The organism is Reyranella massiliensis 521, from assembly GCF_000312425.1.
Taxonomy (GTDB): Bacteria; Pseudomonadota; Alphaproteobacteria; order Reyranellales; family Reyranellaceae; genus Reyranella; species Reyranella massiliensis.
In genome coordinates this window covers 3,026,325-3,044,668 of the sequence record NZ_HE997181.1, presented here as the reverse complement: position 1 = coordinate 3,044,668, position 18,344 = coordinate 3,026,325, and the positions used below count along the sequence as shown (strand labels likewise).

The window sequence follows — 18,344 nt, the reverse complement described above, 5'->3', positions numbered from 1 at the left end:
AAGCGTGCGGCCTAGGCCGAGCGCATCAGAGATTCGGAGGGGGCGTCGTCGTAATCGGCGTCTGCATCGCGTGCACCGCCGGCGGCGGCCGGCCGCGGGGCCCGTTCCGACGGGGTGCGGGCGATCAGCGGGGCGAGTTCCGAAAGCTCGATGAAGTCGTCGGCCTGACGGCGCAGTTCGTCGGCCACCATCGGCGGCGAGGACTTGATCGTGCTGACGACCGAGACGCGCAGTCCGCGCCGCTGTACGGCCTCGACCAGGCGGCGGAAGTCGCCATCGCCGGAGAACAGGATCACATGGTCGAGATGTTCGGCCATCTCGAGTACGTCGATGGCCAGCTCGATGTCCATGTTGCCCTTGATCTTGCGGCGACCCATGGCATCGGTGAATTCCTTGGTCGGCTTGGTGACCATGGTGTAGCCGTTGTAGTCCAGCCAATCGACCAGCGGACGGATTGGCGAGTATTCCTGATCCTCGACCAGGGCCGTGTAGTAGTAGGCGCGGACCAGCCGGCCCTTTTCACGGAACACCTTGAGGAGGCGGCGATAGTCGATGTCGAAGCCCAGGGACCGGGCGGCGGAGTAGAGATTCGCACCGTCGATGAAAAGCGCGACGCGCTCGTTTTCGTAAAAATTGCCCTTCATGGCGGCTATCCCTTTGAGAAATATGCGCATAGGGAGAATGAAAATTTATTCAGCCGGTGGAGTTCTGTAATCCCCGCCTCTCCCACAGCGATTGAAGTTTAGGTCTTTATCCCATAGTTCACAAGGGGTTGGAGGGATTTGCTGGTGGACAAACTGGACGGTGGAACAATCTTTGTGGGTGCTGGGGCCAACATGGCCCATCCAAACTACAGTTCGCCACGCGAGACGCTGGTGGCGGCTCTCCTGGAGCTGGGCCGCCGAAAGGTCGATGTGGTGCGCCATTCGCCTTGGTACCGGACGGCCCCCGTGCCGGTGTCCGACCAGCCTTGGTACGTCAACATCGTGGCCGAAGTTGCCACGGAGCTGCCGGCCGACGATCTCCTGCAGACTTTGCATGCCATCGAGGACGTATTCGGCCGCGTTCGCACGGTGCCGAACGCACCGCGGCTGATCGATCTCGATTTGCTCGATTATCGTGGGGAAGTTGCCCCGCCAGCGCCGGGGAAAGCCACGTTGCCGCATCCCCGGATGGCCGATCGGGCTTTCGTCCTGCGGCCGCTGGCGGATTTGGCGCCGGATTGGCGCCATCCGGTCACCGGGGCGTCCATCCAGGCGCTGCTGGCGGCCTTGCCGCCCGAGCAGGAGGTCCATCGCTTCTAGGGAGGCCCATGCCCTTCCGAAGCCTTTGGCCCCTTGTCTTTTGGCCGTGGGGGCGTATAACCCGCGGCTCCCGGGAATTCAGAGGTCCGCCATGGCGCGTGTTACCGTCGAAGACTGCATTTTGCAGGTGCCGAACCGTTTTGAACTGGTCATGTTCGCCGCCCAGCGCGCGCGTGATATCTCGGCCGGCGCCCAGATCACGCTCGATCGCGATCGCGACAAGAACCCCGTGGTGGCGCTGCGCGAGATCGCCGAGGTCAAGCTCGACCAGGCCACCCTCAAGGATTCGCTGATCTCGGGCATGCAGAAGCATGCCGATATCGACAAGCCCGAAGAGGTCAACGAGATGGCCGAGCTCGAGCAGGAGCTGGCTGCGGCGCTGGCGCAGGGCGGCGCCGAAGCGGCCCAGCCCAAGGCACTGCCGATGACCGAGGAAGACGACGTTACCGAATAGGTCGGGGCAGGGCCGAGCCCTGCTATTTGTGCAAACGTCGTGGAGTGAGCGCAATCGTCCCCATATAATGGGCGATTGCCATGATCCGTCAGTTTGAACTTGTCGAGCGCGTGCAGGCCTACGATCCGGATGCGGACGAGGACGTGCTGAATCGCGCCTACGTTTACGGCCTGAAAAAGCACGGTAACCAGCTCCGGGCTTCGGGCGACCCTTACTTTTCCCACCCCGTGGAGGTGGCGGGCATCCTGGCCGAGATGCGCCTGGATACGGCGTCTATCGTGACCGGCCTGCTGCACGACACCCTCGAGGATACCGACGCCACCCGCGACGAGATCGCCGGCATGTTCGGCGAGAACGTCGCCCGGCTGGTCGACGGCGTGACCAAGCTCAGCCGACTGGAGATCCAGTCCGAAAGCACCAAGGAAGCCGAGAACCTGCGCAAGCTGGTGCTGGCCATGTCGTCGGACATCCGCGTGCTGCTGGTGAAGCTTGCCGACCGTCTGCACAACATGCGGACGTTGCACCACATCAAGGAAGCGGCTCGCCGCAAGCGCATCGCGCGCGAGACGATGGACCTCTACGCCCCGCTAGCGTCGCGCATCGGCATGGAGAAGGTGAAGCGCGAACTGGAGGAGCTAGCCTTCGCCGAGCTCAATCCCGACGGCCGCGCCTCGGTGCTGGCGCGTCAGGGCTATCTGCGCGAGCGCGGCGACAAGCTGGTGCCGCAGATCGAGGCCGAGCTGGTCAGGACACTGGAGGAAGGAGGGCTCGAAGCGCAGGTGTCGGGGCGCGAGAAGACGCCCTATTCGATCTGGCGCAAGATGCAGACCAAGAACGTGTCGTTCGAGCAGCTCGCCGACATCATGGCCTTCCGCATCATCGTGGCCGACATCGCGCAATGCTACCAGGCGCTTGGCCTGCTGCATGGCCGCTATCAGGTGCTGCCGCAGCGCTTCAAGGACTACATCTCCGTCCCCAAGCCCAACGGCTACCGTTCGCTGCACACCGGCGTGATCGGCCCGCTCGGCCAGCGCATCGAAATCCAGATCCGCACCGAGGAGATGCAGGACCAGGCCGAGCGCGGCGTGGCGGCGCACTGGATCTACAAGCAAGGCGGACCCTCGACCGACGCACCGCAATATGCCTGGCTGCGCAGCCTGATGGACATCCTCGACAAGGCGCCCAATGCCGAGGAGTTCCTCGAGCACACCAAGCTCGAGATGTTCCAGGACCAGGTTTTCTGTTTCACGCCCAAGGGCAACCTGATCGCCCTGCCGCGCGGTGCGACGCCGATCGACTTCGCCTATGCCGTGCACAGCCAGGTCGGCGACACCTGCGTGGGCGCCAAGATCAACGGCCGCATGCTGCCGCTCCGAACGCAGCTCTCCAACGGCGATCAGGTCGAGATCGTCACGTCCAAGGCGCAGACACCGTCGCCGACCTGGGAGCGTTTCGTCGTCACCGGCAAAGCCAAGGCCGCGATCCGCCGCTTCATTCGCATTCGTCAGCGCGAGCAATACATCCAGCTCGGCCGGTCCCTGCTGGACAAGGCTTTCCACGAGGAAGGATACGAGGTCACGGAGAAGGGCCTCGACGGTGTGCGCGCCAACTTCAAGCAGGCAACGACCGACGATCTCGTCGCGGCCGTCGGCGCCGGTCTGACCGGCGCTCGCGAAGTGCTGACCGCTGTCTATCCGGGCCTCAAGCAGAATCGCAAAAGCGGCGCCGATGTCGTGCCGATCTCGCGCGCCCGCGCCAAGGCCGGCAAGGCGAGCAAGGCCGACGGTGCACGCGGCCGAGGCGAGCCGGGCCAGATCGCCATTCGCGGCCTGATCCCCGGCATGGCGGTGCACTTCGCGCGTTGCTGCCATCCGCTGCCCGGCGACCGCATCGTCGGCATCATCACCACGGGCAAGGGCGTCACCATCCATACAATCGACTGCGCGACGCTCGAAAGCTTCTCGGAATCACCGGAGCGCTGGATCGACGTCGGCTGGGACTCCGTCGGTGACGGCGAGGGTGGTGTCTATACCGGCCGGCTCAAGATTACGGTGGCAAACCAGCCAGGCAGCCTGTCGAGCCTCTCGACCGTCATTGCCCGCCACGAAGGCAATATCTCCAACCTGCGCATCGTCAATCGGTCGATGGATTTCTTCGACATGGTGATCGACGTCGAGGTTTCGGACGTGAAGCATCTCGCCGACATCACGGCGGCGTTGCGCGCCACGCCCGCCATCAACGCCGTCGAGCGCGCCCGCAATTGACGGCTCTCCCCATCTCCTCCCAGCGAAAGTAGCGTATGTCCGCGCCCAATCCTCTGCGTCTCGGCGTCAATATCGACCATGTGGCCACCGTGCGTAACGCGCGCGGCGGACATCTTCCCGACCCGCTGCGAGCGGCGCGGCTCGCCGAGGCAGCCGGTGCCGACGGCATCACGGCGCATCTCCGCGAAGATCGCCGCCATATCATAGACGCCGACATCGAAGGGCTGATGCGCGAGCTCAAGGTGCCGCTCAACTTCGAGATGGCGGCGACCCAGGAGATGGTCGACATCGCGCTGCGCCTCCGTCCGCATGCCGCCTGCATCGTGCCCGAGAAGCGCGAGGAGCGAACCACCGAAGGCGGTCTCGATGCTGCCGGCCAGCACAACCATCTGAAACCCATGGTCGCCCGGCTGCGCGATGCCGGCATCAGGGTGTCGCTGTTCATCGAGGCCGATCCGCGCCAGCTCGAGGCCGCCGTCACGCTGGGGGCGCCGGTCGTGGAACTGCATACCGGCCGCTATTGCGAGATCGAGGGCGCCGCCAAGCAGGCCGAACTCGCCCGTATCGCCAAGGCCGCAGCCCTGTGTGCCAAGCTTGGCCTCGAATGCCATGCCGGCCATGGACTGAGTTATGCCGATGTCGGCCCGATCGCGGCCATTCCCGAAGTACGCGAGCTCAACATCGGGCATTTCCTGGTAGGCGAGGCAATCTTCGTCGGCCTGGAAGCGGCGATCCGGGAAATGCGCCGGATCATGGATGCGGCGCGTGCGGGAGGGCTGTCCGCGTGATCCTGGGTATCGGCAACGACCTTTGCGATATCCGGCGGATCGAGAAGTCGCTGGAAAGGTTCGGCGACCGATTCGTGCAGCGAATCTTCACCGAGACGGAACAAAAAAGATCTGAAGGTCGCGCGACCCGCGCGGCAAGCTATGCCAAGCGTTTTGCCGCCAAGGAAGCCTGCTCCAAGGCTCTGGGGACGGGCTTGCGACGCGGTGTGTTCTGGCGTGACATGGGCGTCATCAACCAGCGTAGCGGCCGGCCCACCATGGCGCTGACGGGCGGCGCTCTGGCGCGGCTTCAGGAGATGACACCTGCCGGAATGTCGCCGCAAATCGACCTGACGTTGACCGACGAATACCCAATGGCCCAGGCAATCATCATCATTTCGGCGGTGCCGCAAACATGAACCAGGCACCGGGACCACTGGACTGCAGTGCGCAGATGCCTCAACCGGGGCGGGAGACACGGCCGGCCGGCCCTGCTATAGCCGCGGCTCGTTTAAACTGGAATGGCGATGACGGACGTGGCTGAACGGCGGAAGCGGGGGCAGGAGAAGGCCGGTGGCTGGGGCGAGACCGTCCGTACGGTCGTCTATGCCGTCCTGATCGCACTTGTCGTGCGAACGTTCGCCATCGAGCCCTTCAACATTCCCAGCGGATCGATGATCCCGACCCTGCTGGTCGGCGACTATCTGTTCGTCTCGAAGTATTCCTACGGCTACAGCAAGCATTCCTTCCCGTTCTCGCTTGGCGTGTTCTCGGGCCGCATCTTCGGCTCGCCGCCGGAGCGGGGCGACGTCGCCGTCTTCAAGTACCCGGGAGATCAGGGTCAGGGCGTCAACCGTACCGACTACATCAAGCGCATCGTCGGCATGCCGGGCGATCGCATCCAAGTCACGAACGGTATCCTTCACATCAATGGCAAGGCGGTCGATCGGCTTCGCTCCAGCGACTATGTGAAGGGCACGAACGGGCACTATCAGAAGGGCACCCTCTATCGCGAGACGCTGCCCAACGGCCGCAGCTACACCGTGCTCGAATATATGGACAACGGCATGGCCGATAACACGCCCGAGTTCCTGGTGCCGGCCGGCAATTACTTCGTCATGGGCGACAATCGCGACGATTCACTCGACAGCCGGACGCGCCTCATGCTGCGCGACTTCTCCGGTTCGACGCGCGATCGCGACCAGCTTGGCTGGTACGTGCCTTCGGAGAATCTCGTCGGTCGGGCCGAGTTCATCTTCTTCTCGCACGATCCATCGGCCGCGGGTTGGCTGGAGCCGTGGAAATGGCCCGAGGCAATACGCTGGAACCGCTTCTTCATGGCCATCCACTGAAGCCGACCGACGCCGATCTGGCGGCGTTGTCGGAAGGTCTGGGGCACGTTTTCGCACGTGCCGAATTCGCCGCCGAAGCGCTTACCCACCGCAGCGCACTCGACCGCCGTCCCGAGTTGAAAGCGGCCTTCCCGCAAGGGAACGAGCGGCTCGAGTTCCTGGGCGACCGTGTCCTGTCGCTGGCAATGGCGGACCTTCTGCTGAAGCGTTTTCCGCACGAGCGTGAGGGTGGTCTGGCGCGGCGACACGCGGCGCTCGTCAGAGCGGAGGCGCTGGTCGAGATTGCGACAGAAATCGATCTCGGTCCCCGTCTCCGGCTGGGCGATTCAGAACGTGCCCATGGTGACAGCATTCAGCCCAACATCCTGGCCGACGCCCTCGAAGCATTGCTGGGCGCCGTCTACCTCGATGGCGGATTTGAAAGCGCCGCCGCCTGCGTGCAGAAATTGTGGGGCAACCGGCTCAGCCAGCAAGGCGTGGCGCCGCCACGCGACGCCAAGACGGCCTTGCAGGAATGGGCTCAGGCGAGGCGCCTGCCGCTGCCGAGCTATCGTGAAATCGATCGCGAAGGACCGGCGCATGCGCCTGTCTTCGTCGTCGACGTGGCGATCAAGGGCCACGAGCCGGCACGTGGCCGCGGTGGCAGCAAACGCGAGGCCGAACGGCTGGCGGCTTTAACTCTTCTCGAACGGCTGGACCGGTGATGAGCGAACTTCCTACACGTGCTGGCTTCGTTGCCGTGGTCGGCGCCCCCAATGCCGGCAAGTCGACCCTGGTGAACGGGCTGGTCGGTTCGAAGGTGAGCATCGTCTCGCCCAAGGTGCAGACCACGCGCATGCGGGTGATCGGCATTGCGATGGCGGACATGCCCGATGGCACTCGCGCCCAGGTCGTGCTGGTCGATACGCCCGGCATCTTCCGCGTGGCCAAGCGCCGTCTGGAGCGGGCCATGGTTGCCGCGGCCTGGCAGGGTGCCGAGGATGCCGACGTCGTGGCGCTGGTGGTGGACGCCGAGCGCGGCATCGGGCCGGAGACCGAAGCCATCATCGAGCGGCTGAAGCAGTCGCGTGCGCCGCGTTATCTTGTCTTGAACAAGATCGATCTCGTGCATCGCGAAAAGCTCCTGGCGCTCACGGCCGAGCTCAACGCCCGCGTGCCCTTTGAACGCACCTTCATGGTGAGCGCGCTGAAGGCCGACGGCATCAACGATCTGCTGACGGCACTGGCTGCCGCCGTGCCGGCCGGGCCGTTCCTATATCCCGAGGACCAGGCAGCGGACCTCCCGTTGCGTCTCCTGGCGTCCGAGGTGACGCGCGAACAGGTCTTCCTGCAGCTTCATCAGGAGCTGCCCTACGAAGCCGCGGTCGAAACCGACAAATGGGAGGATCGGCCCGACGGCAGCGTGCGGGTCGAACAGACGATCCATGTCCAGCGCGACGGCCAGCGCGCTATTTTCCTGGGCAAGGGCGGGGCACGTATCAAGCAGATCGGCGCACGGGCACGCCACGAGCTCGGCCAGATGCTGGAGCGGCCCGTGCATCTCTTCCTGCATGTGAAGGTAAGCGAGCGCTGGGCCGACGATCCCTCGCACTATCGCGCCATCGGATTGGACTACGAGCCCAAGCGATAACTAGCTTGGCGCCAGTTCGAGCGTGTGCAGGATGCCGCCCGCCGCGTCGCGGTGGGTGACGGTCATCAGGCCCGTGCGGCCCTCGATCTTGACGTGGCCAAAATGGCAGGAGCCTTCCAACGGGGACAGGTCGATCCGGCTGGGCGTTTTCTGAAAGACGATCTGCGGCCCGAATGTACGATCGAACGCATTGGGGCCGAAGCCGCCGGCGCAGAGCGGCCCCGAGACGAATTCGTAGAACGGCGTGAAGTCCGAGAAGGTGGCCCGGGCCGGATCGTAGCGGTGCGTGGCGGGGTAATGCACGTCGGCAGTGATCCAGTGCACGTTATGAATGCCCTCGCGCTTGATGAAGGCCAGCAGGCCGGCGATCTCGAGTTCGCGCCCAAGCGGCGGCCCATCGTCGGCATTGGCCAGACCGTCGGCGCCGGTCTTTGTGCGCCAGTCGTCGTAGACGACGAGGCCCAGGGGCATGTCGGCGGCAACGATCTTCCAGGTAGCCTTCGAAGACTTGAGGGCGTGCTTCAGCCACGCGAGCTGCTCGTCGCCGAGATAGGCGGTGTTCGAGGCGGCAACCGTGTTGGGGCCGCGGAAGCTGCGCATGTCGAGGCGGAAGAGGTCGAGATGCGGGCCGAACGAGAAACGGCGATACAGCCGCATCGGTCCGTCGAGTCCGTCGGCCAGGGGCATGTATTCGCGAAAGGCGCGCTCCGACGCGATCGCAAGGGTGCGGGCGTCCTTCACTTTGTAGCGCGGGTCGGCGTCCAGCCGCCTTTCCCAGGTCCAGTTGTCGACCACCTCGTGGTCGTCCCACAGCGCGATCATCGGCACTTCGGCGTTGAAGCGGCGCAGGTTGTCGTCGAGGAAATTGTAGAGATGGTTGCCGCGGAACTCGGTCAGGCTTTCGGCGACCTTCGACTTTGCCTCCGTGACGAGGTTCTTCCAGAGGCGGCCATCGGGCAGCTTCTTCTCCGAGGCGAGGGGGTTGTCGGCGTAGATCGTGTCGCCGCAGTGGACGAAGAAATCGGGCGCGAGGCGGCGCATCGACTCGTAGATCGTCATGCCGCCGATGTCGGGGTTGATGCCCCAGCCCTGGCCCGCCGTATCGGCCGACCAGACGAAACTCGCGTCGGTATTGGACGCGGGGGCGCCGGACGCGGGCGGCATGCGGAAACGGCCGACGACCGGCTCGCTCAGGGTCTTGAGGTCGCCGAGGTCGAGGTACGCGACGCGATAGAAGACGGTCTGGCCCGGAGGTAGATCGCCGAGGCGGATACGGGACGTGAAGTCCGTCGCCTCCAGGGCCGACGGTCCTTCGACGCGCCGCGCGTCGGTGAAGTGCTCCGTCGTCGCATAGTCGACGATCATGCGAGCCGGCCGGTCGGCGCGGCTCCAGATCGTCGCCCCATCGGCCCCGACGTCGCCAGCCTGCACGCCCTGCAGGAGGCGCGGCCGGCTGGCCGTGGCGATCTGGGCGTAGAGCCGGGGCGGGAAGGCGGCGAGGGCACTGGCGCCCAGGATCGTGCGCCGTCTCAATCGGGACATGACCCAACCTAGCGCGATTTCGCCAAACGCGGCATACACGCGCATGGATTGGACCGACGACGGCATCGTGCTCACGGCGCGACCTCATGGCGAGAGCGGTCTCGTCGTGTCGCTGCTGACGCGCGAGCATGGTCGCCACGCGGGCTTCGTGCCGGGCGGCATCTCGCGCCGCGCCCGTCCTGTTTGGCAGTCAGGCAATCTCGTCGAGGTTGCCTGGCGGGCGCGGCTTTCCGAGCAGCTCGGCAACTATTCCGGCGAGCTGCGGGAAGCCCATGCCGCACAGGTACTCGACAGTGCAGTCGAACTGTCGGGACTCGCGGCCGCCTGCGCCGTCGTGGACGCCGCTCTTCCCGAGCGCGAACCACATCCGGCAATGTTCGATGGTTTTCGCGCCTTTCTTGGTGTCCTCGGCCATCCTGGCTGGCCGGTTCTCTATGTGCGGCTGGAACTGGGCCTGCTGCAGGAACTGGGCTTCGGACTCGATCTCGAGAAATGCGCAGCCACCGGGACAACGGAGGACCTGGCCTACGTCTCGCCCAAGACAGGCAGGGCAGTGTCGCGAGCGGCGGCAGGACCCTACAGGGAGAAGCTTCTGGCGCTGCCCGGGTTTCTTTCCACCGGCGGATTACCGTCCGATGACGATGAGTTGCGCCAGGGTCTCGACCTGACCGGCTATTTCCTCGAACGGCACGTGTTTTGGCCACACAACAAGCCCTTGCCTCCCGCGCGGTCGAGATTTATGGAGTCGCTCCAACGCTAGAATAACAATGGCCGTGGCGAAAATTTACGGCCGGTTCCCCTCACGTCCGGTAAATGGCAAAGCGCAACAACGTCGTCCCTCTCGCGGCGGTCAAGCCGGTCCAGTTCGGGCAAGCGCTCCAGGAGCGCTACCTGTCCTATGCACTGTCGACCATCATGTCGCGGTCGCTGCCCGATGTGCGCGACGGGCTGAAGCCGGTGCATCGCCGGCTGCTCTATGCCATGCGCCAGCTCCGGCTCGACCCCAACAGCGCCTTCAAGAAGAGTGCGCGCGTGGTCGGCGACGTGATCGGCCAGTATCACCCGCACGGCGACCAGTCGATCTACGACGCGCTGGTGCGGCTCGCGCAGGACTTCGCCGCCCGCTATCCGCTGATCGAGGGCCAGGGCAACTTCGGCAATATCGACGGCGATAACCCGGCGGCCATGCGTTACACCGAGGCGCGCCTCACCGCCGTTGCAGAGGCGCTGCTGGCGGGCATCGACGAGAATGCCGTCGACTTCCGGCCCAACTACGACGGTTCGACCGAAGAGCCGGTGGTGCTGCCGGGCGGCTTTCCCAACCTGCTGGCCAACGGTGCGGCCGGCATCGCCGTCGGCATGGCGACCTCGATCCCGCCGCACAATGCCGGCGAGCTGTGCGACGCGCTACTGCATCTCATCAAGACGCCGAACTCGCGCATCGAGACACTGGTCGACCTCGTGAGGGGACCGGACTTCCCGACCGGCGGCATCCTGGTCGAGCCGCGCGAGTCGATCGTCGAAGCCTACAAGACCGGCCGCGGCGCCTTCCGCCTGCGCGCCAAATGGGAAGTCGAGCAGCTTCCGCGCGGCCAGTACCGGATCGTCGTCACGGAGATTCCGTATCAGGTCCAGAAGGGCAAGCTGATCGAGCGGATCGCCGAGATCATCAACGCCAAGAAGCTGCCGATCCTCGAGGACGTGCGCGACGAGTCGGCCGACGACGTGCGCATCGTTCTGGAGCCGCGCACCGGCAACGTGCCGGCCGAGCTGCTGATGGAACAGCTCTTCAAGCTCAGCGACCTCGAGATCCGCTTCCCGCTGAACCTCAATGTCCTCGACAAGGACAACACGCCGCGCGTGATGAACCTGCGCGAGGCGCTGCAGGCCTTCCTGGATCACCGCCGCGAAGTGCTGGTGCGGCGTTCGACCTTCCGCCTGGCCGAGATCGAGCGGCGGCTGGAGATCCTGGACGGCTACCTGATCGCCTATCTGAACCTGGACAAGCTGATCAAGATCATCCGCGAGGAGGACGAGCCCAAGCCGAAGATGATCAAGGCGTTCGGGCTTACCGACCTGCAGGCCGAGTCGATCCTGAACATGCGGCTGCGCGCGTTGCGCCGGCTCGAGGAGTTCGAGATCCGTGGCGAGCACAAGAAGCTCACGGCCGAGCGCAAGGATCTCAAGGCGCTGCTGAAGGACGAAGGCCTGCAGTGGGAACGGGTCGCCGACGAAGTTCGGGAAACCAAGAAGAAGTTCGGCGGCAAGACCGAACTCGGGCGTCGCCGCACGGAGCTGGCCGATGCGCCGGCCGAGATCGAACACGCGATCGAGGACTTCGTCGAGCGCGAGCCGATGACGGTGATCCTGTCGGAGAAGGGCTGGATCCGCGCCGCCAAGGGCCATCTCGACGAGAAGGCCGCGGCGGACCTGAAGTTCAAGGAAGGCGATGGGCCACGCTTCGCCATCCACGCGCAGTCGACCGACAAGGTGCTGGTGTTCGGCACCAACGGTCGGTTCTACACCCTGGGCTGCGACCGGCTGCCCAGCGCGCGCGGCCATGGTGAACCGATTCGCCTGATGATCGAACTGGGCAACGAGCAGGACATCGTGCAGCTCATCGTCCTGAAAGGCGGCCGCAAGTTCTTCGTGGCGTCGGATGCCGGCCGCGGCTTCATCGTGCCGGAAGACGACGTGGTGGCGCAGACCAAGAACGGCAAGCAGGTCCTGAATCTCGCCGACAAGGAGAAGGCGCAGGCTTTCTCCATCGTACCCGAGGGGGCCGATTCGGCCGCAGCTCTCAGCGAAGGCCGCAAGCTGCTGATCTTCCCGCTGGATCAGGTTCCCGAAATGGGCCGTGGCCGCGGCGTGCTGCTGCAGAAATCCAAGGGCGACCACCTGTCGGATGCACAGGCCTTCAAGCTCTCGGAGGGGCTGCCCTGGGGCAACCGTGTGATCCCGGCCAGCGAACTGAAGTTCTGGCGCGGTGAACGTGCGCAGGCGGGGCGCATGCCAGAGAAGGGCTGGCCGCGGGCCAAACGGTTCAAGGACTGAGAATGGACCTGACGCTGATCTGGAAGGCGCTGCTGATCGGCGTTGTCGAAGGCCTTACCGAGTTCCTGCCGGTTTCGTCGACCGGCCACATCATCCTCGCCGAGGCAGTGCTGGATTTCCAGGGACCGCCCGGCAAGGTGTTCGAGATCGTGATCCAGCTCGGCGCGATCCTGGCGGTCTGTCTGCTCTACCGCCGCAAGATCTGGTCGACCGCAACCGGCGTGATCGAGCGCGAGAAACCTGCGCTACGCTTTGCGACAGCCGTCCTGATCGCCTTCCTGCCGGCGGCAATCGTCGGCGCCTTTGCGCACAAGTACATCAAGTCGCTGCTGTTCGATCCCATGGTGGTGGCGATCGCGCTCATCGTGGGCGGGATCGCGATCCTGGTGATCGAACGGTATGCGCAACGCCCGCGCATCAAGTCGCTCGACGAAGTCGATTTCAAGACCGCACTGCTGGTCGGGCTTTGCCAGTGCCTTGCCATGATCCCGGGTGTCAGCCGTGCCGGCGCCACGATCATGGGGGCGCGTGTTTTTCGCGTGGATCGTGCGACTGCGGCGGAGTTCTCGTTTTTCCTGGCGATGCCGACCATGCTCGGCGCGACCGTCTACGATCTCTACAAGAACTGGTCGCTCTTGAGCTGGGACCATGGCGGCATCATCGCCCTGGGCTTCATCTCGGCCTTCGTAGCCGCGTTCCTGGTGGTCGGCGCCTTCGTGCGTTTCATCAGCCGTCACGGCTTCACGGTCTTCGCCTGGTATCGCATTGCAGTGGGCGCATTGGCGCTCGCGTTATTGCTCATGCATTGAACCTTTTGCCTCGGGTGGCCTGCGTGTCATAAGGCGCGCAATTCGGGCGGCATGTCTTGCCGTTCCGCCACACGAGTGGAGTCCAGGTTCAATGCAACGTCGTAAGTTCATCCGCACGGCCGGCATCGGCACGGCCACTGTGGCAGCCGCCGGCACGCTGGCCGCGCCCGCCATCGCTCAGTCCTCGCCCGAATTGAAATGGCGTATGGCGTCGAGCTTCCCCAAGGCGCTCGACACGATCTTCGGCTCGGCCGAGATCTTCGCCAAGTACGTTTCCGAAGCGACGGACGGCAAGTTCCAGATCCGCCTGTTCGCGGCCGGCGAAATCGTCCCCGGCCTGCAGGTGGCGGATGCCGTGCAGAACGGCACGGTCGAGATGGGCCACACCGCGTCCTACTACTATGTCGGCAAGGACCTGACGTTCGCGCTCGACTGCGCGGTGCCGTTCGGTCTCAACGCGCGCCAGCAGGATGCGTGGATGAACTGGGGCGGCGGCCGCCAGCTCATGAACGACTTCTTCAAGGACTACAACATCTACGCCATTCCCTGCGGCAACACCGGCGCGCAGATGGGCGGCTGGTTCCGCAAGGAGATCAAGACCGTCGATGACCTCAAGGGCCTGAAGTTCCGCGTCAGCGGTTTCGCGGGCGAGGTGCTGACGAAGCTTGGCGTGGTGCCGCAGCAGATTGCCGGCGGCGATATCTATCCGGCGCTGGAGAAGGGCACGATCGACGCTGCCGAATGGGTCGGCCCCTACGACGATCAGAAGCTCGGCTTCAACAAGGTCGCGCCGTACTACTACTACCCCGGCTGGTGGGAAGCCGGCCCGCAGCTCTCGGCCTACGTCAACACCGCGAAGTGGGCGGAGCTGCCGAAGTCATACCAGGCGATCGTAGAAGCGGCTGCCGCCAAGGCGCACACCTCGATGCTCGCCAAGTACGACGCGCAGAACCCGAAGGCCGTGCGCGAGCTGGTTGCCGCCGGCACCAAGCTGATGCCGTTCTCGCCGCAGGTTCTGGAAGCCTGCTTCAACGCGACGAACGAAGTCTTCGCCTCGCTCAACGAGAAGAACCCGAAGTTCAAGAAGATCTTCGAATCGTGGAAGCCGTTCCGTGGCGAAGAGGTTCTGTGGTTCCGCGTTGCCGAGAACACGCTGGACAACTTCATGGCGCGCCAGTCGGCAGCCAACAAGCTCTGATCGGCCTGGTCCGAGACGACCCTGGAAACCCCGCTTCGGCGGGGTTTCTTTGTTTTTGGCCTCGTTGCGCCATGCGATAATTCTCCCACGCCAATAAGCGAACCCGCTTCGAAGAGGCGGGCCAAAGCAAGAAGTCCTAGGGAGAATCCAAGATGCGACGTCGCAAATTTCTGCGCACGGCCGGCGTCGGCGGCGCAACGATGGCCGCGGCCGGCACGCTCGCAGCGCCTGCCATTGCCCAGTCCATGCCCGAGGTGAAGTGGCGGATGGCGTCGAGCTTTCCGAAGTCGCTCGATGCGATCTACGGCGCCGGCGAGTTCTTCACCAAGCGCGTCGCGGCGCTGACCGACAACAAGTTCCAGATCCGCTCCTTTGCCGCCGGCGAGATCGTTCCGGCCCTGCAGGTCGTCGATGCCGTGCAGAACGAGACTGTCGAGTGCGGCCACACCGGCGCCTACTACTATGTCGGCAAGGATCCGACTTTCGCTTTCGACACGGCGTTGCCGTTCGGGCTGAATACCCGCCAGCACAATGCCTGGGTCTATCATGGCGGCGGGCTCGAGCTGATGCGCGAGTTCTACAAGGACTACAAGATGACGTCCTTCCTCGTGGGGCATACCGGCGCGCAGATGGGCGGCTGGTTCCGCAAGGAGATCAAGACGCTCGACGATCTGAAGGGGTTGAAGTTCCGCGTCGGCGGCTTTGCCGGTCAGGTCCTGGCGAAGCTCGGCGTGGTACCGCAGCAGATCGCGGCCGGCGACATCTATCCGGCCCTGGAGAAGGGCACGATCGACGCTGCCGAATGGGTCGGCCCCTACGACGATCTGAAGCTCGGCTTCTACAAGGTGGCGCCGTACTACTACTATCCGGGGTGGTGGGAAGGCAGTACGGCGATCTCGCTTTACTGCGGCGACAAGGCGTTCGAGGCCCTGCCAGCGGCCTACAAGGAGGCCATCTCGGTCGCGGCCGGCGATACCGTGGGCTGGTCCCTTGCCAAGTACGACGCGCAGAACCCACGCGCGCTGCGGGAGCTGATTGCGGGCGGCGCGAAGGTCCTGCCGTTTTCCCAGGCAATGATGGAAGCAGCCTTCAATGCCGCCAACGAGATCTATGCCGAGACGAGTGCGAAGAATCCGAAGTTCAGGAAGGTCTACGAGTCCTGGAAACCGTTTCGCGCCGAGGAAGTCCTCTGGTTCCGTGTCGTCGAGAACACCTTCGATAACTTCATGGCGCGTCAGTCGGCAGCCGGAAAGCTCTGATCGCAGGCCTTTGAAAAATAAGCGTAAAGTACGCTGGCTGCAGCCGTTCTCCGTTTGTCTTCAGGGGGGCGGCAACTAGCTTTCCATCCCCGTTGCGCTATGCGATAACCCGCCCATCGCAGAAGGCGGTTCGCGATGCAGAAGGCACGCGCTCAAAAGTAAGAAATCTAGGGAGTTATTTTCAGATGCAACGTCGCAAGTTCATGCGCACCGCCGGCATTGGTGGTGCGACAGTAGCCGCTGCAGGTGCGCTTGCGGCGCCTGCCATTGCCCAGTCCATGCCCGAGGTGAAGTGGCGCATGGCCTCGAGCTTTCCGAAGTCGCTCGACACGATCTTTGGCGCCGGCGAGTTCTTTGCCAAGCGCGTCGCGGCGCTGACCGACAACAAGTTCCAGATTCGCGTTTTCGCGGCCGGCGAAATCGTCCCGGGCCTGCAGGTCGTCGATGCCGTGCAGAACGAGACGGTCGAGTGCGGCCATACGGCGGCTTACTATTATGTCGGCAAGGATCCGACCTTCGCCTTCGATACGGCGCTGCCTTTCGGCCTGAACACCCGTCAGCACAATGCCTGGGTCTATCACGGCGGCGGGCTCGAGCTGATGCGCGAGTTCTACAAAGACTACAAGATGACGTCCTTCCTGATGAGCCACACCGGCGCGCAGATGGGCGGCTGGTGGCGCAAGGAGATCAAGACGCCCGAGGACATGAAGGGCGTGAAGATGCGAATCGGCGGTTTTGCCGGCCAGGTGATGACGAAGCTCGGCGTGGTGCCGCAGCAGATTGCCGGCGGCGACATCTATCCGGCGCTGGAGAAGGGCACGATCGATGCCGCCGAATGGGTCGGTCCCTACGACGATCAGAAGCTCGGCTTCAACAAGGTCGCGCCGTACTACTACTATCCCGGCTGGTGGGAAGGCTGCGCGGCGCTGTCGCTCTACTGCGGCGACAAGGCGTTCGACGCGTTGCCGGCGCCTTACAAGGAAGCCATTGCCGTGGCGTCTGGCGACACTGTGAGCTGGTCGGTCGCGAAGTACGATGCGCAGAATCCCAAGGCGCTGCGCGAGCTGGTCGCGGCCGGCACGAAGTTCCTGCCGTTCCCGCAGTCGGTGATGGAAGCCTGCTTCAACGCCGCCAATGAGCTTTATGCCGAGACGATCGCCAAGAATCCGAAGTTCAAGAAGGTCTTCGATTCCTGGAAGCCGTTCCGGAACGAAGAAGTCCTGTGGTTCCGTGTGGCCGAGAACACCTTCGACAACTTCATGGCGCGCCAGTCGGCTGCCAACAAGCTCTGAAACTTCCGGGCCCGGCCCGGTGAAAAGCCCCGCTTCGGCGGGGCTTTTTGCTGCCGCCGTTCTCGACGGCGCTCCATGAGACCTGTTTCGACGTGTCACGGCCGGAGTTTACGGGGCCGGAAAAGTGTAAAATCGAACCTTTGCGCAACTCTGCGCCCGGCGGACGCGGGGTTGCAAACATTGAATAGATTTAAAGGTTTTCGCAGGGGGGCGGCGCTTTTCAAACGGAATTCCGCGTGTCAGTCTCGCCTCGCAAAGGAAGGCCATGAGGGCCTTCTTATGGGAGGAAAAAAGAGATGAAGCGTAGAAAATTCATCAAGACCGCGGGCGTGGGTGCTGCGGGTGTTGCGGCCGTGACGACCGTCGCGGCGCCGGCCATCGCTCAGAGCATGCCCGAGGTGAAGTGGCGTCTGACGTCGAGTTTCCCGAAGTCGCTCGACACGCTGTATGGCGGCTCCGAACTCTTCGCCAAGATCGTCGGCGAGATGTCCGACGGCAAGTTCCAGATCCGGCCGTTCGCGGCAGGCGAGATCGTCCCCGGCCTGCAGGTCGCCGATGCGGTGCAGAACGGCACAGTCGAGGCCGGCCAGACCGCGGCCTACTACTATTTCGGCAAGCATCCGAACTTCGTGTTCGAGACCGGCCTGCCATTTTCGATGAACCAGCGCCAGTACTACGCCTGGCTGGAGTTCGGCGGCGGCCACGAGCTGATCAACGACTTCTACAAGGAGTACAACTTCCGCTCGATCACCTTCGGCGGCACGGGCTGCCAGATGGGCGGCTGGTTCCGCAAAGAGATCAAGTCCATGGAGGACATGAAGGGCCTGAAGTTCCGCGTCGGCGGTTTCGCGGGCCTCATCCTCACGCGACTGGGCGTGGTGCCGCAGCAGATCGCCGGTGGCGACATCTATCCGGCGCTGGAGAAGGGCACGATCGATGCCTGCGAATGGGTCGGCCCGTACGACGACGAGAAGCTCGGCTTCAACAAGGTCGCCAAGTACTACTATTACCCCGGCTGGTGGGAAGGCGCGTCGGTCGGCTCGCTCTACATCAACAACAAGGCATGGGACGAGTTGCCCAAGCCCTACAAGGCGATGGTCGAGGCGGCAGCTGGTCGCGTGACGGCCTGGATGGTGCCCAAATACGATGCCGGCAATCCGCCGGCGCTGCGTCGCCTGGTGGCGGCGGGCACCGAGCTGCGCCCATTCCCGCGTTCGGTCCTCGAGCCGTGCTTCCTCGAGGCGTACAAGTTCTACGATGAGCTCGCGGCCAAGGATCCGAAGTTCAAGAAGATCTACGACAGCCTGAAGGCGTTCCGCACTGACGAGAACCTGTGGTTCCGCGTCGCCGAGAATACCTTCGACAACTTCAATTTCTCGATGTCGGCTCAGGGGCGTTAAGCGTCGCGCGCGACGGAGC

At 64.1% G+C, this 18,344-nt stretch carries 17 protein-coding genes; 15 read left to right on the top strand and 2 right to left on the bottom strand.

All coding sequences use genetic code 11. From position 1 onward, the window contains the following. Window positions 1-11: 11 nt before the first annotated feature. On the bottom strand, window positions 12-644 hold the full coding sequence (locus BN60_RS14910) for a LabA-like NYN domain-containing protein (protein WP_020696891.1): 633 nt from the start codon (window positions 642-644) through the stop codon (window positions 12-14). A 144-nt stretch (window positions 645-788) separates the two neighbouring features. Between BN60_RS14910 and folK the strand changes: the two genes are divergently transcribed. The 8 genes from folK (at window position 789) to era (ending at window position 7,771) form a co-directional block, all read left to right on the top strand. Next, complete coding sequence (gene folK, locus BN60_RS14905) at window positions 789-1,304, top strand: 2-amino-4-hydroxy-6-hydroxymethyldihydropteridine diphosphokinase (RefSeq protein ID WP_215905910.1); 516 nt, start codon at window positions 789-791, stop codon at window positions 1,302-1,304. A gap of 91 nt (window positions 1,305-1,395) precedes the next feature. Further along, window positions 1,396-1,758: a DNA-directed RNA polymerase subunit omega gene (gene rpoZ, locus BN60_RS14900; protein WP_020696889.1), complete on the top strand. Its 363-nt coding sequence runs from the start codon at window positions 1,396-1,398 to the stop codon at window positions 1,756-1,758. An 80-nt stretch (window positions 1,759-1,838) separates the two neighbouring features. Then, window positions 1,839-4,022 carry a RelA/SpoT family protein gene (locus BN60_RS14895; RefSeq protein WP_020696888.1) on the top strand — a complete coding sequence of 728 codons (2,184 nt, stop codon included), beginning with the start codon at window positions 1,839-1,841 and terminating at the stop codon, window positions 4,020-4,022. Window positions 4,023-4,057: 35 nt separating this feature from the next. After that, on the top strand, window positions 4,058-4,810 hold the full coding sequence (locus tag BN60_RS14890) for a pyridoxine 5'-phosphate synthase (RefSeq protein ID WP_020696887.1): 753 nt from the start codon (window positions 4,058-4,060) through the stop codon (window positions 4,808-4,810). Beyond that, window positions 4,807-5,208, top strand: coding sequence for a holo-ACP synthase (acpS, locus tag BN60_RS14885; protein ID WP_020696886.1), 402 nt, complete (start codon window positions 4,807-4,809; stop codon window positions 5,206-5,208). Before BN60_RS14890 ends, acpS begins: the two co-directional genes overlap by 4 nt. Before the next feature lie 108 nt (window positions 5,209-5,316). Continuing rightward, window positions 5,317-6,141: a signal peptidase I gene (lepB, locus tag BN60_RS14880; protein ID WP_020696885.1), complete on the top strand. Its 825-nt coding sequence runs from the start codon at window positions 5,317-5,319 to the stop codon at window positions 6,139-6,141. After that, window positions 6,093-6,845, top strand: a complete 753-nt coding sequence (gene rnc / locus BN60_RS14875; RefSeq protein ID WP_020696884.1) for a ribonuclease III — start codon at window positions 6,093-6,095, stop codon at window positions 6,843-6,845. The genes lepB and rnc overlap by 49 nt, the downstream gene beginning before the upstream one ends. Beyond that, on the top strand, window positions 6,845-7,771 hold the full coding sequence (gene era / locus BN60_RS14870; RefSeq protein WP_020696883.1) for a GTPase Era: 927 nt from the start codon (window positions 6,845-6,847) through the stop codon (window positions 7,769-7,771). Before rnc ends, era begins: the two co-directional genes overlap by 1 nt. Here the strand turns inward: era and BN60_RS14865 are convergent, their stop codons facing one another. Then, window positions 7,772-9,313 carry an alkaline phosphatase D family protein gene (locus BN60_RS14865; protein WP_086002726.1) on the bottom strand — a complete coding sequence of 514 codons (1,542 nt, stop codon included), beginning with the start codon at window positions 9,311-9,313 and terminating at the stop codon, window positions 7,772-7,774. A gap of 43 nt (window positions 9,314-9,356) precedes the next feature. Here BN60_RS14865 and recO point away from each other — a divergent pair, with 43 nt between their 5' ends. The 7 genes from recO to BN60_RS14830 all read left to right on the top strand — a co-directional run bounded on the left by recO (window position 9,357) and on the right by BN60_RS14830 (window position 18,325). After that, window positions 9,357-10,073, top strand: coding sequence for a DNA repair protein RecO (gene recO, locus BN60_RS14860; RefSeq protein WP_020696881.1), 717 nt, complete (start codon window positions 9,357-9,359; stop codon window positions 10,071-10,073). A gap of 53 nt (window positions 10,074-10,126) precedes the next feature. Beyond that, window positions 10,127-12,367 (top strand): DNA topoisomerase IV subunit A, encoded by a 2,241-nt coding sequence (parC, locus tag BN60_RS14855; RefSeq protein ID WP_020696880.1) that lies wholly within the window; start codon window positions 10,127-10,129, stop codon window positions 12,365-12,367. Between the two features lie 2 nt (window positions 12,368-12,369). After that, window positions 12,370-13,176, top strand: a complete 807-nt coding sequence (locus tag BN60_RS14850; protein WP_020696879.1) for an undecaprenyl-diphosphate phosphatase — start codon at window positions 12,370-12,372, stop codon at window positions 13,174-13,176. A gap of 91 nt (window positions 13,177-13,267) precedes the next feature. After that, complete coding sequence (locus BN60_RS14845) at window positions 13,268-14,374, top strand: TRAP transporter substrate-binding protein (protein ID WP_020696878.1); 1,107 nt, start codon at window positions 13,268-13,270, stop codon at window positions 14,372-14,374. 152 nt (window positions 14,375-14,526) lie between these two features. Then, entirely contained in the window at window positions 14,527-15,633 is a 1,107-nt protein-coding gene (locus tag BN60_RS14840; RefSeq protein ID WP_020696877.1) for a TRAP transporter substrate-binding protein, read from the top strand. A gap of 185 nt (window positions 15,634-15,818) precedes the next feature. Continuing rightward, window positions 15,819-16,925: a TRAP transporter substrate-binding protein gene (locus BN60_RS14835; protein ID WP_020696876.1), complete on the top strand. Its 1,107-nt coding sequence runs from the start codon at window positions 15,819-15,821 to the stop codon at window positions 16,923-16,925. A 296-nt stretch (window positions 16,926-17,221) separates the two neighbouring features. Then, a complete protein-coding gene (locus BN60_RS14830) occupies window positions 17,222-18,325 on the top strand; it encodes a TRAP transporter substrate-binding protein (RefSeq protein WP_020696875.1) in 1,104 nt (367 codons plus the stop codon). The last annotated feature ends 19 nt before the right edge of the window (window positions 18,326-18,344 follow it).

Bases quoted from the DNA above. Each gene is read 5' to 3' on its own strand.
- BN60_RS14895 (WP_020696888.1), top strand. From the start codon at position 1,839: ATGATCCGTCAGTTTGAACTTGTCGAGCGCGTGCAGGCCTACGATCCG.
- BN60_RS14840 (WP_020696877.1), top strand. From the start codon at position 14,527: ATGCGACGTCGCAAATTTCTGCGCACGGCCGGCGTCGGCGGCGCAACG.
- BN60_RS14890 (WP_020696887.1), top strand. From the start codon at position 4,058: ATGTCCGCGCCCAATCCTCTGCGTCTCGGCGTCAATATCGACCATGTG.
- BN60_RS14850 (WP_020696879.1), top strand. From the start codon at position 12,370: ATGGACCTGACGCTGATCTGGAAGGCGCTGCTGATCGGCGTTGTCGAA.
- BN60_RS14830 (WP_020696875.1), top strand. From the start codon at position 17,222: ATGAAGCGTAGAAAATTCATCAAGACCGCGGGCGTGGGTGCTGCGGGT.
- rpoZ (WP_020696889.1), top strand. From the start codon at position 1,396: ATGGCGCGTGTTACCGTCGAAGACTGCATTTTGCAGGTGCCGAACCGT.
- era (WP_020696883.1), top strand. From the start codon at position 6,845: ATGAGCGAACTTCCTACACGTGCTGGCTTCGTTGCCGTGGTCGGCGCC.
- BN60_RS14910 (WP_020696891.1), bottom strand. From the start codon at position 644: ATGAAGGGCAATTTTTACGAAAACGAGCGCGTCGCGCTTTTCATCGAC.
- BN60_RS14835 (WP_020696876.1), top strand. From the start codon at position 15,819: ATGCAACGTCGCAAGTTCATGCGCACCGCCGGCATTGGTGGTGCGACA.
- rnc (WP_020696884.1), top strand. From the start codon at position 6,093: ATGGCCCGAGGCAATACGCTGGAACCGCTTCTTCATGGCCATCCACTG.
- parC (WP_020696880.1), top strand. From the start codon at position 10,127: ATGGCAAAGCGCAACAACGTCGTCCCTCTCGCGGCGGTCAAGCCGGTC.
- BN60_RS14865 (WP_086002726.1), bottom strand. From the start codon at position 9,313: ATGTCCCGATTGAGACGGCGCACGATCCTGGGCGCCAGTGCCCTCGCC.
- recO (WP_020696881.1), top strand. From the start codon at position 9,357: ATGGATTGGACCGACGACGGCATCGTGCTCACGGCGCGACCTCATGGC.
- lepB (WP_020696885.1), top strand. From the start codon at position 5,317: ATGACGGACGTGGCTGAACGGCGGAAGCGGGGGCAGGAGAAGGCCGGT.
- BN60_RS14845 (WP_020696878.1), top strand. From the start codon at position 13,268: ATGCAACGTCGTAAGTTCATCCGCACGGCCGGCATCGGCACGGCCACT.